The 16,826-nt window shown below is 52.2% G+C and carries 15 protein-coding genes; 8 read left to right on the top strand and 7 right to left on the bottom strand.

Annotation, left to right across the window (positions count from 1 at the left end; genetic code table 11):
• The first annotated feature begins 101 nt into the window (after window positions 1-101).
• On the top strand, window positions 102-2,807 hold the full coding sequence (locus tag DBR02_RS02515; RefSeq protein WP_059585504.1) for a right-handed parallel beta-helix repeat-containing protein: 2,706 nt from the start codon (window positions 102-104) through the stop codon (window positions 2,805-2,807).
• 30 nt (window positions 2,808-2,837) lie between these two features.
• On the opposite strand, the gene DBR02_RS02510 is transcribed toward DBR02_RS02515, so the two are convergent.
• Genes DBR02_RS02510 through DBR02_RS02500 form a run of 3 tightly spaced genes read right to left on the bottom strand, consistent with a single transcriptional unit; the run spans window position 2,838 to window position 5,568 of the window.
• On the bottom strand, window positions 2,838-4,295 hold the full coding sequence (locus DBR02_RS02510; protein WP_107533490.1) for a glucosyltransferase domain-containing protein: 1,458 nt from the start codon (window positions 4,293-4,295) through the stop codon (window positions 2,838-2,840).
• A complete protein-coding gene (locus DBR02_RS02505) occupies window positions 4,292-5,209 on the bottom strand; it encodes a glycosyltransferase family 2 protein (protein WP_107533489.1) in 918 nt (305 codons plus the stop codon). Before DBR02_RS02505 ends, DBR02_RS02510 begins: the two co-directional genes overlap by 4 nt.
• A complete protein-coding gene (locus tag DBR02_RS02500) occupies window positions 5,206-5,568 on the bottom strand; it encodes a GtrA family protein (protein ID WP_047052272.1) in 363 nt (120 codons plus the stop codon). The genes DBR02_RS02505 and DBR02_RS02500 overlap by 4 nt, the downstream gene beginning before the upstream one ends.
• Before the next feature lie 153 nt (window positions 5,569-5,721).
• Here DBR02_RS02500 and DBR02_RS02495 point away from each other — a divergent pair, with 153 nt between their 5' ends.
• From DBR02_RS02495 to DBR02_RS02480, 4 genes are read left to right on the top strand one after another with little or no spacing between them, the layout of a single operon-like run.
• The gene (locus DBR02_RS02495; protein ID WP_077579864.1) at window positions 5,722-6,126 is read left to right on the top strand and encodes a putative holin; all 405 of its coding nucleotides are present in this window, start codon (window positions 5,722-5,724) and stop codon (window positions 6,124-6,126) included.
• Complete coding sequence (locus tag DBR02_RS02490; protein WP_047052275.1) at window positions 6,113-6,406, top strand: phage holin family protein; 294 nt, start codon at window positions 6,113-6,115, stop codon at window positions 6,404-6,406. Before DBR02_RS02495 ends, DBR02_RS02490 begins: the two co-directional genes overlap by 14 nt.
• Window positions 6,396-7,022: a glycoside hydrolase family 19 protein gene (locus DBR02_RS02485; RefSeq protein WP_107533488.1), complete on the top strand. Its 627-nt coding sequence runs from the start codon at window positions 6,396-6,398 to the stop codon at window positions 7,020-7,022. The genes DBR02_RS02490 and DBR02_RS02485 overlap by 11 nt, the downstream gene beginning before the upstream one ends.
• Window positions 7,019-7,501, top strand: coding sequence for a DUF2514 domain-containing protein (locus tag DBR02_RS02480; RefSeq protein ID WP_107533487.1), 483 nt, complete (start codon window positions 7,019-7,021; stop codon window positions 7,499-7,501). Before DBR02_RS02485 ends, DBR02_RS02480 begins: the two co-directional genes overlap by 4 nt.
• Window positions 7,502-7,719: 218 nt before the next feature.
• Here the strand turns inward: DBR02_RS02480 and DBR02_RS02475 are convergent, their stop codons facing one another.
• Entirely contained in the window at window positions 7,720-8,073 is a 354-nt protein-coding gene (locus DBR02_RS02475; protein ID WP_107533486.1) for a helix-turn-helix domain-containing protein, read from the bottom strand.
• A gap of 335 nt (window positions 8,074-8,408) precedes the next feature.
• Between DBR02_RS02475 and DBR02_RS02470 the strand changes: the two genes are divergently transcribed.
• Entirely contained in the window at window positions 8,409-9,584 is a 1,176-nt protein-coding gene (locus DBR02_RS02470; RefSeq protein ID WP_107533485.1) for an efflux RND transporter periplasmic adaptor subunit, read from the top strand.
• Between the two features lie 23 nt (window positions 9,585-9,607).
• Entirely contained in the window at window positions 9,608-12,760 is a 3,153-nt protein-coding gene (gene oqxB / locus DBR02_RS02465; protein WP_063868027.1) for a multidrug efflux RND transporter permease subunit OqxB, read from the top strand.
• A 66-nt stretch (window positions 12,761-12,826) separates the two neighbouring features.
• On the opposite strand, the gene DBR02_RS02460 is transcribed toward oqxB, so the two are convergent.
• The 3 genes from DBR02_RS02460 to DBR02_RS02450 form a co-directional block, all read right to left on the bottom strand.
• Complete coding sequence (locus DBR02_RS02460) at window positions 12,827-13,306, bottom strand: RrF2 family transcriptional regulator (RefSeq protein WP_107533484.1); 480 nt, start codon at window positions 13,304-13,306, stop codon at window positions 12,827-12,829.
• Between the two features lie 153 nt (window positions 13,307-13,459).
• Window positions 13,460-14,848, bottom strand: coding sequence for a sensor histidine kinase (locus DBR02_RS02455; RefSeq protein WP_107533483.1), 1,389 nt, complete (start codon window positions 14,846-14,848; stop codon window positions 13,460-13,462).
• Window positions 14,848-15,525 (bottom strand): response regulator, encoded by a 678-nt coding sequence (locus DBR02_RS02450; RefSeq protein ID WP_107535611.1) that lies wholly within the window; start codon window positions 15,523-15,525, stop codon window positions 14,848-14,850. Before DBR02_RS02450 ends, DBR02_RS02455 begins: the two co-directional genes overlap by 1 nt.
• A 203-nt stretch (window positions 15,526-15,728) precedes the next feature.
• Between DBR02_RS02450 and DBR02_RS02445 the strand changes: the two genes are divergently transcribed.
• Complete coding sequence (locus DBR02_RS02445; RefSeq protein WP_107533482.1) at window positions 15,729-16,565, top strand: MipA/OmpV family protein; 837 nt, start codon at window positions 15,729-15,731, stop codon at window positions 16,563-16,565.
• Window positions 16,566-16,826 lie beyond the last annotated feature (261 nt).

The raw sequence follows: 16,826 nt of genomic DNA, 5'->3' as shown, positions 1-16,826 counted from the left end.
CTTTCCTGATTGTTATTCATTCAATTCATATAAGGTTTGCTAGGTAATAAACTGTCCAGATGATGCACGCGCGCCGGGCGCTGCTTAACTGGAGACAGGCCATGACGGTATCAACCGTAGTTGACCATAACGATTACACGGGGAACGGCGTTACGACATCCTTCCCGTACACGTTCCGCATATTCAAAAAAACAGATCTTGCTGTATCAGTTGTAGATCTCAACGAAAACATCACAGTCCTGGTTCTGGATACTGACTATACGGTTACGAACGCAGGAGGATACAGCGGCGGTAATGTGGTTCTCACCACTCCGTTGACAAATGGCTGGAAGATTTCCATTGCCAGAGAACTGGAGCCGACGCAGGAAACCGACCTGCGCAACCAGGGCAAGTTCTTCGCTGAGGTACATGAAGATGCCTTTGACAAGCTGACTATGCTGATCCAGCAGGCATACAGCTTGTTCCGCCTGGCTCTTCGCAAGCCATCGAGCATCGCGAACTGGTATGACGCGCTGAACAACTACATTCGCAATTTACGCGATCCGAGAGACCCGCAAGATGCGGCCACCAAAAACTATGTTGATACGCTGGCAAACAACAATCTAAATCGCACGTTACGCGTTCCTGAGGCAATACCTTCATTGCCAGATGCAGCTACAAGGGCTAATAAAATTGTCGCCTTTGATAGTGCAGGCAATCCATTCCCTGTTCTTCCACCATCAGGATCAGCATCAGACGTTCTTATTGAGCTGGCGAAGCCAACAGGCTCATCAAAGATTGGTTACGGCGATCGCACTGTAGAAGATAAACTTAATGAGCGGAAAAGTCCTTTCGATTTTGAAGCAATAGGCAATGGTGAAGATGATGACACATTAGCACTTCAAAAATTTATAGACGAAACTGATGGTGATCTTGATCTTGCTGGTGGCACATTTCTAATAAGTAAGAATTATGCCCTAGCTATTCAATATCCAAATGAAGCCGACTTTTCTGACGGTACTTATAACTATAGCCCATGCCTTGCATTGGTTGGAAAGAAGGGTATCAAAATTCACAATGGAACATTGCTGGTTAAGACGCATGGCCTTGATGCGTTAAGCCTCATAGCCTGTGAGCATGTTACTGTTGATTTAACTATCAAGGGTCCGGGAATCTTCCCTGCAATTGATACCACAACTGGGTATGCAGAGAAAGGAGAAGCCAGATTCGGGTACGATTCTGCTCTAGTTCTTGCACCAAATAATGCCCTTGATACCAGCGCATATACTGGCGGAGCATACGCTGGTGTTACAGGTCAATTCCCTAAATACAATGCAGACGGCAGCCAAGCTTCAGGTTGGCAGAACACGTGGGGCAAGTTCCTTGGCGGCAACATCGGTAGCTGGGCTTGCGGTGTGAAGGTTCAACGTGCATGCCGTGGTATTCTTATCAATGACTGTGACATCTCTGGGTTTAACTTTGGTGCGGTAGGTATTGGCATCCGTAACACAGCAGCAGCCTATGGTGCAAGTGATTACACCACAGATGCAGATGTACCTGATGGCGTGATGGTTATTAATACACGTATTCGCAAGTGCTACAGTGCAGGCATCTACGTCCTCTCTGGATATCGCCTGAACTACATGGCGAATAACATCGAAGACATCGGTCACCCTGATGGGGATGATGTACTGAACGCAAGTTACGACCCAGGCTACGGTATCACACATGGTCGAAACCGAAGAATCCGTAATGTAACAATTACTGAGAATATGATTCGTAACTGCCGCCGCAAGTGTATTGACTTCCATGGTGGAGGCCAGGCTATCATCGCAAACAACCATTGCCTTGAGCATGGGGTTGTAGGTATCTACGCTAAGTGTGGACCAGGTTGGGCACCCAACTATGAACCATATAACCTGATTGTCGCTGATAACTATGTCCGTTCCCGTGATGTACCTGCCAGTGAAACTACAGGCCTACTGATCGGTGCTAAGTATACACGATGCATTGATGTTGGTGGTGGTGGCGAAGCCACGCAAGCCACATACCCAGACCCTTTTGTCAAGATACACAATAACTACTGTGAACTCCGTGCATACGATGGGGTAGCAATAAGCACAGGTGCTGGTGACGACAACTACGCCGTTTTCCAGGATATTGATATCAGCCACAATAGTGTTGTCATGAAGTGCAACACAGTCAACAATACGACTGAGGGCATAGCTGTGAATGCTGGAGCGGGGACTAACAAAGTTTACAGAGGTCAGCGCATACGTTTGGTGGGAAACAGCGTTAAGCAACTGAACAACCTGTCGCTTAACTATCGTGTAATTGGGTATAAAATTTCTGGAATTCCCAAATCAATCATCGCTCATGGAAACATTGTTGATTTAAACACATTAAACCAGGCGGGTTTGCTATCATCGTTTGTTTTGGATGGTAGGACATATATATCATTTTCTGGAAACCAAGCATTAAGCATTGGTTCTCGTAGCACAATGTCAGCCTCAGACATAATTTTCTACGACAATACAAGAATATCTATTCCAGCAGGATCGGCGTCTACTTCAATTCCAGCCAGCTTATTTAGAGGGGTTTGGCAGGCAACCATTGCAGGATCTGGAGATGCATTTGGAGCAAGGCAGGTACAACTAGCTAACACAGGCACTACTGGCACATCGACAGATGTTGTGAGGTCATCTACGACAGGTGTTATCGCTAACATTGCGGTCGGACCATCTGGTGTTGTTATTCCAGCGATAACAAATCAAACAGATGTAACCATCAGTCTTAAACCTCTGGTTCAATATGACTCAGTGCTATAAATAATAACGCCCCTCTAAGGGGGCGTTATTTTACATTCTATTTATATATATTCTGTATCCATCTTCGTATTTAATTAATTTAATAAGGCTATTGTTTTTTATAATCTCTCCATCTCCTTTAAACCTTTCATCTTTTGGTATAGGTGATGATATGCCATACTGTTTCATAAGGCTATACTTGAACCTGTAGTTTGCAAAGGCAGAACCTACTAGATATTGCGATACCGGAATAGCATCGTATATTCTCTTGACAGAATCTGGATAAGAAGGGAAGCCAGAAATTACTATCTTATCACCTGTTTTATAACCACATTCAATTAGGTCGTAGGCAATATTCTGAGCGACCACTCTGTCTATACGCTGATAGATTTTGAAAGCATTCGATACTCCATATGCTTGGCTAAAATTGAATGTAATAATTACCACAATCAATGATTTTGATAAAGCACCTAATTTACTCATCATTTCCGCACCCTTTAGTAGTGCACAAAATGATAATCCAGCGGCTATCATCACTCTAGGTTCTACTATAGGGCTTTTCAAAACTAGATAAGGAGCAAATCCGAGAACTATTATTGCTACAAATACAAGCACTGAAAATGCAGTAGTTTTATTTCTTTCTATTGATGAGATTACCAACATAACAATTATCAATGTTAACAAAATAATACTAGGGGCAAATGCAGTAACCTTGAAAAGCATATTTATAAACAATGAGAAGTTATTTACAAATATCTTTAATCCATCAACTGAAAGTGGTATTAACTCAGAGTGAGTGTCCGTGTATCCGGAGGTATAGGAATCTCCATCAAAGAATACCAGCATCATTAATTTATAAAGCAAGAACGAAAAGAAAAGAGATGAAAATACCTTTAAGATTAAGTTAATAACATCATTTTTATTTTCATTGCAGAACCTCATAAAGCACATTAATGCAAGGTAAGATAAAACGAATGGTATAGATGCCTGGTATATTGATATTGAAATAAACCCAATCGCCACCGAACTAATCCAGCAGACAATACTTCTCTCTGCGCTCATCCTTGCCTGTAAAATAGCCCCGAGACAGGATAATGACATTATTAAAGAGTCAAACCTGAAATAAATATTACCAATGAATAAAGTTGAAGTCAGTGGTAGTAACATGCATGCTGCTTTAGCAATTGGGGATTTCAGGCTTAGCTCAACAGAGATAAGATACCCGCAAAAGATCATCACAAAAGCGCATAATATAATGGTAAGCGGGAAAACATCATATAAAACACCATCCCCAAAGAAATTTAAACCTCCGCCAAACATGCTAATCGCAGCCATTATGACAGAGGAAAGAGGCCTCCCGTTACCCTCCCAAGCAGTAACTCCGGTATCAGTCCTAAGCCAATCATCTACAACATAGTTGTTATTAATGATAAATGGCAATATATATACAAATGATAGAGCCAGCGATATTAAAAATATAGACTTATCATTTTTAAGATTTCTTATCATTTTCTTCCCTTCAGCACGTAACGAGGTCTATTCTTCACTTCTACGTAAATCCTGCCAATGTACTCACCGAGGACTCCAATTCCTATCAACTGTATTCCTCCCAAGAAAAGTATTGAAACAAGCAGGGAAGGATATCCGCGGACAGCATTCCCAAAAAAGATGGTATCCAAAATCATCCACGCGCCATACAGGAATGCAGCACCGGCGACGAACAGGCCGATGTAAGTCCACATCCGCAGGGGGAAGGTAGAGAAACTGGTGATCCCCTCAAGAGCAAGGTTCCACAACTTCCAGCCGTTAAACTTCGTGTTACCCGCCACGCGCTCTGCCCTGGCATATTCCACGACATCAGTGCGGCCACCGACCCAGCTTAATACGCCCTTCATAAAGAGGTTACGCTCTGGCATGAGCTTAATGTTTTCCACTACCTCACGAGACATCAGGCGGAAATCGCCAACGTTTTCTTCGATCTTTGGATTGCTGATTTTGTTGTGCAGCTTATAGAACCACTCAGCGGTCATGCGCTTCAGTCGTCCATCTGTAGAGCGATCAGAGCGTTTAGCCAGAACCATATCAGCGCCGGCCTGCCACTTCTCAATCAGGTGAGGAATAACTTCGATGGGGTCTTGAAGGTCGACGTCAATCGGGATAATCGCTTCTCCGGTGGCACGATCAAGCCCGGCAAATAGAGCTGGCTCTTTTCCAAAGTTGCGAGTGAACGACAGCGGCACCACAAGCGGATCTGAAACAGCAAGCGCGTTTATAATTGATTCTGTCGCGTCTTTGCTGCCGTCATTTATGAATACTATCTCGACCTCATGCTGCTGAAGCCCTTCAAATTCCCGAACCGTTTTATAAAAAATCGGTATTGCGTCTTCTTCGTTGAAGACGGGAACGACCAGAGAAATTTTCATTTCGCATCCCTAAAGACAATGAACTTTGAATAAATAAATCCGCACACCAGGCTGATGGCGGAGAAAAGAATAAGGGTCACGATCGGAGCCATTCCGGACCTATCAGCAGCCCAACCAACAGCAGCGCTCAGCGAGCCCATAAATCCAACGTAAAGCATGTAGCGCATGGTTGTGGTGGAAGACTTGAAAGTGAATCTGGCATTTGCAAAGAAGCTGAATGACACTGCCACGACGAACCCAGCGAAGTTACCAAGTGCCTGCCCTGTGTGAAATGCATATATGCAAATAGCGAACACAACCCAGTGAATGAGCGTGTTAATGACGCCAATCGATGTGTACTTTGCGAATAACTTAAGCACTTTTACGCCCGAAAAATATAAAACCTTACTTTATCACCTTTTGGGTAATTTCGTTAAGAGTTGTCTGAGGTTTTTTAAACCACATATGGTTTATTGTGTATGATGAACTCACCAACTAAGGGGGTTCTTTATGCACATTAAACGGTGGTCACTATGTCGCACTCGTTAACCACGGAATCGCTGAATCAGGGGCTTAGCCTGAGCGCGCTAATGTCTGTGGTCGCGGGTGTGCCGCCGGAGGTGGCTTTAGGGGCGCTTGCTGGTGCGGTAATTTTTGTTACCTCAGCGGTGGAGTATCCCATAAAGCGGCGGTTACTTCTGGCGTTCCTCAGCTTCTTCTGCGGCCTTCTCTTCTACAAACCGACAGCAACACTTCTCATAGGCTTTGCATCCGCTTTCCCTGGCATCACCACAGATATGTTTGAGAAAGGGGTTGCTTACTCAGCAGGGGCGTTTGTTTCTTCAATCGTTGCTGTTGGTATCGGTACCTGGCTGTATCACCGTTCTGGAAATCCACGCGACCTGATCCCGGGGAGAAAAGACGATGACCGGTCCTGAACTGCTTCTCATCCTGAATGCCGCTATCTGCGGCGGCATTGCTATCCGAGTCCTTCTGTTCCGCCGTGACGGGTCACGCCATCGCTGGTGGGGCGGCTGGCTCGCCTATCTGCTGATCGTTGTGGCAGCCAGCGTACCTATACGGACGTTCTATGGGTACTACGTCAGCGCCGACTGGTCAGAAGTCATCATTAAAGCTGTGTTCCTGGCTGCTCTCATCAAGACAAAAGGGAACGTGGTGCAAATTTTCAAGATAACGAGGTCCCAGCATGGACATTAAACAATTCCAGCGTGCAGCTGGCATCAGCGACGTTTTGGCCACGCGTTGGTATCTGCATATCACTGCGGCCATGAAAGAGTTTGGCATTGAAGCGCCAGCGCACCAGGCGATGTTTATCGCGCAGGTGGGCCATGAATCGACAGGGTTCACACGGCTTCAGGAGAACTTCAACTACAGCGTAACCGGGCTGGCAGGATTCGTCCGTGCCGGGCGTCTCACTCAGGGCCAGGCCAACGCGCTGGGCCGCCGTGCTGGTGAGCCATCGTTACCGCTGGAGCGCCAGCGTGCGATCGCCAACCTGGTATACAGCAAACGTAATGGGAACAATGGCCCGACTGACGGCTGGTTCTATCGCGGGCGCGGGCTTATCCAGATCACCGGCCTGAACAACTACCGCGACTGTGGCAACGGGCTCAAAATTGAGCTGGTTAGCCAGCCTGAACTGCTGGCGCAGGACGAATATGCGGCCCGCAGTGCGGCGTGGTTCTTCGCAACCAAAGGCTGCATGAAGTACACTGGCGACCTGGTGCGCGTCACGCAGATCATCAATGGCGGGCAGAACGGTATCGACGACCGGCGCGCGCGGTACATCACCGCCAGCAAGGTACTTTTATGATCTGGGCATTCGTCAAAGCGTACTGGAAACAGTTGCTTATCGTGTTGATGCTTGCTGCTCTGGTCATCGTCGGAGTGGTTTCTTGGAATGTACACGGCAGCCACCAGTACGATGCCGGGTATGCGCAGGCAAAGGCAGATCGCAAAGCCGAAGATGATAAAGCTCGTCAGCAGGACGAGCAGGAGAAAGCTACCAATGAACGTGAAGCGCAGCAGAGGATCGACCAGGCGCGCAATGATGCTCTTGATGCTGCCGCTCGCGCTGGCCGGTTGCAGCAACAGCTCGTTGCCATCCGTGAGCAGCTCAGGCAGTATAACGCCACTGTCGGCGCTGGGACGTCAGCCGCAGACACCGGAGTTTTGCTTGCCGACGTGCTCAGCAAATCTCTCGAGCGAAACCGACAACTGGCAGAGTACGCTGACCGGGCCGCTGAAGCCGGACGAGTCTGTGAAAAGCAGTACGATTCGCTGACCAGGTGACATGGAATTTTTCATGGTACTGATTTCCGGTGACGGTATATAAAACGGTACGGTGAAAATCATGTTACGGAAAGTTGTTATCAGTCAATTGGTTATGCACGCCGTAAATAATTGAGTGGGAATAAGCCAGTAACCCAACCTGTTTTCTCATAAACAGGTAAAAGTATTTAAAACCCTCTGTTTAAACAGAGGGTTTTTTTACCCGACTGGAACGTGAACTACTGGCTCATCTGCCGCGATCCACGGCAGCCGATACTGCGCCGCCATGCGCCTGGCGCCTGACCGTACTGACGTTTAAAGCTGCGGTTGAAGGACTGCTGGGAGTCAAAGCCGAGCGCGATCGCCACGTTCAGAATCGGTTCATCGCTGTGGGCCAGGCGCTCAACCGATTTTTGCAGCTTTTGCGCGCGAATATATTCGGCGAGAGGGGAGCCGGTATGTTCTTTGAAGATCCGCTGGAGATGCCATTTCGAATACCCGGCTCGCCTGGAGACGGTTTCAATGTCCAGACGGCTATCAAGGTTGTTGTCGATCCAGTCGAGTAAATCGTGAATGAATGCACCCGTGTTCATCTTGCTTCCCCCTACGCCACGCATCAAAAAGCATCTTTGTTTGTTGCATTTAAAGGTGGCCCGTTTTTGCATTAATTGCAAGTATTATTGTTACATTTAAATCCCTTCTAAAAACAGGTTATTCACCTTCACCGCAAATAGCACATAAAGTGCAACAATTATTCTTGCACTTAATTAAGCGCCTTCCTACAATCGCCGCGATAGTGTATTCGCAACTGTTACAGTTTTGTGGCGATGAACGACACAAATGGCCTTCAGCCAGCCCGGACAAAGGAAGTGGCGCGGCGCCTCCCGCTGCGTCTTGCCCGGCGGCTACAATAACCGGAATAAAAATAATGAGCCTGCAAAAAACCTGGGGTAACTTTCATCTGAGCGCGATGGGGGTGATATTACTCTCCGCGCTGCTGGTCGGGTGCGATGACAGCGTCGCGCAAAATGCTGCGCCGCAGGCGCCCGCCGTCAGCGCCGCTGACGTGGTTGTGAAATCCATTAGCCAGTGGGACAGCTTTAACGGTCGCATTGAGGCGGTGGAAAGCGTCCAGCTGCGCCCGCGCGTCTCCGGCTACATTGATAAAGTGAATTACACCGACGGCCAGGAGGTGAAAAAGGGCGAGGTGCTGTTCACGATTGACGACCGAACCTATCGCGCCGCGCTGGAACAGGCGCAGGCGGCGCTGGCGAGAGCCAAAACGCAGGCCAGCCTGGCGCGAAGCGAGGCTAACCGGACCGATAAACTGGTCAACACTAACGTGGTTTCCCGTGAAGAGTGGGAGCAGCGTCGTTCGGCCGCCACTCAGGCGCAGGCCGACATTCGCGCAGCGCAGGCGGCGGTTGATGCCGCGCAGCTTAACCTGGACTTCACCAAAGTGACCGCGCCCATCGATGGCCGCGCCAGCCGTGCACTGATCACCAGCGGTAATCTGGTCACCGCCGGCGACAGCGCCAGCGTGCTCACCACCCTGGTCTCGCAGAAGACGGTTTACGTCTACTTCGACGTGGACGAGTCAACCTACCTTCACTATCAAAACCTTGCCCGCAGCGGGCAGGGGGCGTCCAGTCATCATACGGCGCTGCCGGTGGAGATCGGCCTGACCGGTGAGGAGGGTTATCCCCACCAGGGCAAAGTGGATTTTCTTGATAATCAGCTCACGCCGAGTACAGGAACGATCCGCATGCGCGCCCTGTTAGATAACGCGCAGCGTCAGTTCACGCCGGGTCTTTTTGCCCGCGTGCGCCTGCCGGGCAGCGCGGAATTTCAAGCCACGCTTGTTGACGATAAAGCGGTGCTGACCGATCAGGATCGTAAATATGTTTATGTCGTTGATAAAGAGGGAAAAGCGCAGCGTCGCGATATCACGCCCGGGCGTCTGGCCGACGGTTTACGCATCGTACAGCAGGGACTGAATCCTGGGGATAAAGTCATCGTCGATGGTTTACAAAAAGTGTTTATGCCGGGTATGCCGGTTAACGCGAAAACCGTTTCCATGACCGCCAGCACCGCACTCAACTGATCCCTTACCTGAGAATCCAACCCATGGACTTTTCCCGTTTTTTCATCGACAGGCCGATTTTTGCCGCCGTACTGTCGATTCTGATTTTTATCACCGGATTAATCGCCATCCCGCTGCTGCCGGTGAGCGAATATCCTGACGTCGTCCCGCCAAGCGTGCAGGTACGCGCGGAGTATCCGGGCGCCAACCCGAAGGTGATTGCCGAGACCGTGGCAACGCCGCTGGAAGAGGCGATCAACGGCGTTGAAAACATGATGTACATGAAGTCCGTTGCGGGTTCCGACGGCGTGCTGGTGACCACCGTCACCTTCCGTCCAGGTACCGACCCGGATCAGGCGCAGGTTCAGGTGCAAAACCGGGTAGCGCAGGCTGAGGCGCGTCTGCCGGAAGATGTGCGGCGTTTGGGCATCACCACTCAGAAACAGTCCCCGACGCTGACGCTGGTAGTGCATTTGTTTTCGCCAGGCGGTAAGTACGATTCATTGTACATGCGTAACTACGCCACGCTGAAGGTGAAGGACGAGCTGGCGCGCCTGCCCGGCGTGGGGCAGATTCAGATTTTCGGCTCGGGCGAATACGCGATGCGCGTCTGGCTGGACCCAAACAAGGTGGCGGCGCGCGGGCTGACGGCCTCAGACGTGGTGACGGCGATGCAGGAGCAGAACGTGCAGGTGTCCGCCGGGCAGCTTGGTGCCGAGCCGCTGCCGAAAGAGAGCGATTTCCTGATCTCCATTAACGCTCAGGGCCGGCTGCATACCGAAGAAGAGTTTGGCAATATTGTCCTGAAAACAACGCAGGATGGGACGGTCGTCCGCCTGCGCGACGTGGCGCGCATCGAGATGGGTTCCGGCAGCTATGCGCTGCGTTCGCAGCTCAACAATAAAGACGCGGTCGGGATTGGTATCTTCCAGTCTCCCGGGGCAAATGCCATCGATCTGTCTAACGCGGTGCGTGCGAAAATGGACGAACTCTCCACCCGTTTTCCGGACGATATGAAATGGGCGGCGCCTTACGACCCGACCGTTTTCGTCCGCGATTCGATCCGCGCGGTGGTGCAGACGCTGCTGGAAGCGGTGGTGCTGGTCGTACTGGTAGTGATCCTGTTCCTGCAAACCTGGCGGGCGTCGATCATCCCGCTGATCGCGGTGCCGGTATCCGTCGTGGGGACGTTCAGTATTCTCTATCTGCTGGGCTTTTCACTTAATACCCTGAGTTTATTCGGACTGGTGCTGGCGATTGGTATCGTGGTGGACGATGCCATCGTGGTGGTGGAGAACGTCGAGCGAAATATTGAAGAGGGGCTCGCCCCGCTTGCGGCAGCGCATCAGGCGATGCGGGAAGTGTCCGGGCCGATTATCGCCATAGCGCTGGTGCTGTGCGCGGTGTTTGTGCCGATGGCATTCCTCTCTGGCGTTACCGGCCAGTTCTACAAGCAGTTTGCGGTAACGATAGCCATTTCAACGGTGATCTCCGCGATCAACTCGCTGACGCTCTCGCCAGCGCTGGCCGCGCTGCTGTTGAAGCCGCACGGCGCGCCGAAAGATTTCCCGACCCGGCTTATCGATCGTCTGTTTGGCTGGATCTTCCGTCCGTTTAACCGCTTTTTCCACCGCAGCTCAACCGGCTATCAGGGGCTGGTGGGCAAAACGCTTGGCCGACGCGGGGCGGTGTTTGCGGTTTATCTGCTGCTGCTTTGTGCCGCGGGCGTGATGTTTAAAGCCGTACCCGGCGGGTTTATTCCGACGCAGGATAAGCTGTACCTGATCGGCGGCGTGAAAATGCCGGAAGGCTCGTCGCTGGCGCGTACCGATGCGGTGATCCGCAAAATGAGCGAAATCGGTATGAATACCGAAGGCGTGGATTATGCGGTCGCGTTTCCTGGCCTGAATGCGCTCCAGTTCACCAATACGCCGAACACCGGGACGGTATTTTTTGGCCTGAAGCCATTCGACCAGCGTAAACACTCTGCGGCGGAAATTAACGCGGAGATCAACGCGAAAATTGCGCAAATACAGCAGGGCTTCGGCTTCTCGATTCTGCCGCCGCCGATTCTGGGGCTGGGACAGGGATCGGGCTATTCCTTGTACATTCAGGATCGCGCAGGTCTGGGCTATGGCGCGCTGCAAAATGCGGTGAACACCATGTCCGGCGCAATTATGCAGACGCCGGGGATGCATTTCCCCATCTCAACCTATCAGGCTAACGTTCCGCAGCTGGACGTGCAGGTCGACCGGGATAAGGCGAAAGCGCAGGGCGTGTCGCTCACCGATCTGTTCGGTACGCTGCAAACCTATCTGGGCTCGTCATACGTAAACGACTTTAACCAGTTTGGCCGCACCTGGCGCGTGATGGCGCAGGCCGACGGGCAGTTCCGCGACAGCGTGGAAGATATTGCGAATTTACGTACCCGCAATAACCTCGGCGAAATGGTGCCGATCGGCAGCATGGTGAATATCAGCACCACCTACGGGCCGGACCCGGTGATCCGCTACAATGGTTACCCGGCGGCGGATCTGATTGGCGATGCCGATCCTCGCGTGCTCTCGTCCGCGCAGGCCATGACGCAGCTGGACGCCATGTCTAAGCAGATCCTGCCGAACGGAATGAATATTGAATGGACGGACCTGAGCTTCCAGCAGGCTACGCAGGGCAACACGGCGCTGATCGTCTTCCCGGTCGCGGTACTGCTGGCGTTCCTGGTGCTGGCGGCGCTGTATGAGAGCTGGACGCTGCCGCTGGCGGTGATCCTCATTGTGCCGATGACCATGCTCTCCGCGCTGTTTGGCGTCTGGCTGACCGGGGGCGATAACAACGTCTTCGTGCAGGTGGGTCTGGTGGTGCTGATGGGACTGGCCTGTAAGAATGCGATTCTTATCGTAGAGTTTGCCCGCGAGCTGGAAATGCAGGGCAAAGGCATTATGGAAGCCGCGCTGGAAGCGTGCCGCCTGCGTTTACGTCCGATTGTGATGACCTCAATCGCCTTTATTGCCGGGACGATCCCTCTCATTCTCGGCCACGGCGCGGGTGCCGAAGTGCGCGGCGTCACCGGGATCACCGTGTTCTCCGGTATGCTGGGCGTCACGCTGTTTGGTCTGTTCCTGACGCCGGTCTTTTACGTCACGCTGCGTAAGTTCGTGACGCGCGGCAAAGCGGAAAGAGAGGTGCTGCCTGCGTAGGACGTAGCAGATAATAAAAAACCGTCTTCACAGTGAAGGCGGTTTTTTTTCGCCGTCCGTAAAGGATTAAGGCGTTTTTTTATGCTGCGTACAGATTTCCGGCACCGGATCGCACCCGCTGGTGTCGGCTTTTTTTACCTCTTCCAGCGCGCTGGCGACGGTATGGCGCGCTAAAACCTCCAGCGAAGCCTGCTCCGCTTCATCAGCAATGGATTTGAAATACCAGCAGGCGTTGGCGCTGACCACGCAGCGGGCCGGGACGTCAGGACGGGACGCCCACAGCTTTTTATCTTCCGTGACGGAGAGGTAAATATCACGCAGGGTAATCTCTTCTGCCGGGCGGCCAAGGTGAATAGAGCCGTTGCGGCCAAGCGTGGAGACGATAATGCCGTCGCGAGCGAGCGGAACCATTAACTTGCGGATAAAGCTCGGATTCGCCTCCAGGCCGTAGGCCAGGATTGCACTCGTCGAACGTTCACCCGATTGCTCCGCCATCGCTACGCTGAGAACCATCTGCAAAGCTGTCGGGAAGCGGTAATCTAGCATTTTTCTGTCCTGGGTCGCGGTGAATCTTGTTCTTTTTGGCACCGCAGAGGTGAATAATCAATAAGTAACAATATAACAAATACGGTAATCTTATTGAAGCAATCTGCGGCATCCGCAAAATAACGCAGCCGTTGAGGAGCGCCGCGTTTCCGTTCATGCGAACGCGGGGGTCGGGAAGTCAACGGTCACCAACAGGCCACCTTCTGCTGACGTGCTCAGGTTGACCCTGCCGTTGTGCTGCTGCGTAACGGCTTTGACGATGGCAAGCCCTAAGCCACTCCCGCTCTGGATCTGATTGGGATCGCGGAAAAACCTGTCGAACACCCGCTCCCGCAGTTCAACCGGAATGCCGGGCCCCGCATCCGAGACGCGCAGCTGAGCGGATGTCTCTCTCGATTGTAGCCGCACCTCTATGCGTCCCCCCTCGGGGCTGTACTTCACGGCATTTTCGATCAAATTGTCGATCAGTGACACCAGCCGTTCCCGGATGCCTGCGACCCGGATTTCATCGTCGGCGAAAAACTCAAGCTCAATACTGCGCGCCGACGCCAGCGGCTCCAGGGCAGCCATGCGCTCCTGAATAAGCGTTGTCAGCGGCACAGGCTCCATAACCGTGTCGATGTGCGCTTCGCTGTGCTGCATCAGCAGAAGCTGATTGACGAGACGAGCAGCACGGCTATTGCTGCGAACAATGCCTGCAAGCAGCTCCTGCTGGCTTTCGCTGGTGACCCAGGACTGCAACGCCTCGACGTTGATCCGCATCGCGGCCAGAGGCGTTCGCAGCTCGTGTGCGGCATCGGCAATAAAAATTCTCTCCCTTTCGGCGCTTTCCCGCACCCTGGCGAGAAAGTCATTAATCGCGTCCACCGTCTGGCGAAGCTCCCTGTGCCTCGGGACGGACTTTAAAGGAGAGAGATCGTCCGGCGTACGTAATGAAATTTCATTCACCACCCTGTTCCAGGGGCGCATCGCGATGCGGATTGACAGCCACGCGGGAAACAGAAGAAAAGGGATGCATATCATCAGCGGCATGACGTAGTAGCCGCGCGAGTTCAGGTAGATAAAGAAATTCCAGCTCCCGGCCGGGGTGAAGAGGGTGACCTCCACGTCGGAGTGCGCGGATTTGAGCGTACGGCTCGTCCAGGCGTGGTCCTCAGTCTCGACACGCTGCATTTCCCCCAGATGGCTATTTTTCACCTCCGTTGGCGCGCCAGGCGATGAATAAATAACCTCATTATGCTTGCGAACAATGAGGTTGATGGACAGCTCCGGATCTTCGCCGCCGCCATATCCCTCCCGCAGCGCCTTGCTGAACGCTGCCAGCACAACATCACGCGCCTGCGGGCGATCGTCCATGCTCTCGACAAGGGAAAAAACGGTTTCGTAAGTCTCACTGCCCGTGAGGATCGGCGGGCTGCGCAGGTCCTCAAGCAAAATGAAGGTTAAAAAAAGACACCACAGCAGCGTAAGCAGCAGCATCTGGGCGACCATCATTCGCCTGACCAGCGTAGGGAGCCTGAGGTGATACCAAAATTTACGCATCAGCCTGCCGCCTTCTGAACCGGTACGGTATCAATGACGTACCCAACGCCGCGCACCGTTCGCACAAAGCCCTCGCCAATCTTTCGCCGGAGGTTTCCCATATGCACGTCGAGCGCGTTGCTGAGGTTTTCTTTTGTGCCGAATATTCTTTCTTCCAGATACCGCCGCGTAAGCACGCGGTCGGCACGCAGCATTAAGGTTTCAAGCAGCGCATATTCACTGGCCGTCAGCTCAACGTGACGTGCGCTTACAGTCACGCGGCGCGTCGGCACATGAAGCGATAAACCGCGAATTTCTATTGCTTCATTTTCAAAGCCATAGCTACGCCGCGCAAGGGCCCGTACGCGCGCCAGCAGCTCGGCGAGAACAAAAGGTTTGACCAGATAGTCGTCTGCACCTGCATCCAGCCCGCACAGGCGGTCCTGTAGCGTGCCCCGCGCCGTCAGGATGATGACGGGGACGCCCTTAAGCTGTTGACGCACGCGCGTCATCAGGCTCATGCCATCGCCATCGGGCAGCCCCAGGTCGAGCAAAATAAGTTCCGGCACGCAGAGCGCAAGCTGATGCAGCGCATCCTCTTTGCGGCGTACCCATATAACATCAAATCCCTGATCTGCAAGGGCGATACGTACGCCATTGCCGAGATCCAGGTCGTCTTCAATGAGGAGAATTTTCACATTGGTCACTGTATCAACAGAGAATGAAGAACAACTGAAGAAAAAACGGTAACAGGAATTATTCAGTGTTTACAGCACGTTCACGTGCTTCAGCATTTCTTCATTTACGGCTCATTAGAACCTCAGGGTGGGTATTCAGAATGTTCGTTCTGGCGTTTAACACCGCTTGTATCGTAATTATCTGAATCAAAAGGGCTTCTTTAATGAGAAACATCAAACTGCGTCATAGTTTCCCCCGTTCACGCATCGGTCGCAGCATGAAAAGCATCCTGCCGGGGGCCGTCCTGGCGTTACTGGCCGCCCCGGCGCTGGCGGCTGATCAGCCTCAGGGTAATGTATTAACCCTGGGGGGCGGCGTCGACGTTGCGCCACGCTATTCCGGTTCGGATAAGAGCCGCGTCACGGCGGCTCAGGTGGTTGATTACGCTATGGCGAATGGTTTCTTTGTCAGCACCACGCGGGGGATCGGCTACGGCAACAGCTTTGGCAACCTGAACTACAACGCTGCGCTGAGCTATCGCGCAGGACGTAAGGATCGCGATGTAAGCAGCGATTCGATCGCCTCCGGCAGCGACTACCTGCGGGGAATGAGTGACGTTAAAGGCTCAGCTATCGTTGTGCCCGGGCTGGAATACAAGGTGACCGACTGGCTTAACGTGCAGATGCAGGCTGAGGTTCCGGTTTCGGAGAGAGACAACGGGGAAGCTGTGCATTTCGGCATTGCCAGCCCGCTTTATACATCTCCAAAAAATACGGTAACGCTGGCGCTGACCGGCAGTTGGGGTTCCAGCAAGTACATGCAAACGTACTACGGCGTCAGCGCCGACCAGTCGGCCGCGTCGGGATTTGCCCGACATGAAGCCAGTTCCGGAATATATGCGTATTCGCTGAACCTGGACTGGACCCATAAGCTCACCTCTCGCTGGAGCCTGCTTGCCGCAGCTGGCGTTACGCAGTTGACGGGTGATGCAGGCGATAGCCCAATTGTTCAGCGAAAAACGTCCCCTACGGGAAGCCTGAAGGTGGCATATAGCTTCTGATGGTTAAGCGAGGGGGAGGGGGCTTTTTGCTGACCACATACTCGCTTCAGCTGCTGCCGTCGGCAAACGCTCCGTGCGCCAGCAAATGACGTCAGCGCAAATACAGGAAGCAGGAAATATCGGCGAATCATCTGTGTCTCTCCTCATCAGTTTATTATGGCGAGGGATACAGAAGACCATTTTTATGTATCGGGGATGTTTGCTTTTGCGGGCTTTTTGTACCAGTTTGTCAGCCTGGCGCTCGGGATACAGTGCGATACA

The organism is Enterobacter cloacae complex sp., assembly GCF_900322725.1.
GTDB classification, from domain to species: domain Bacteria; phylum Pseudomonadota; class Gammaproteobacteria; order Enterobacterales; family Enterobacteriaceae; genus Enterobacter; species Enterobacter quasihormaechei.
The sequence above is the reverse complement of the archived record's forward strand: the minus strand, read 5'-3'. Positions and strand labels throughout refer to the sequence as shown.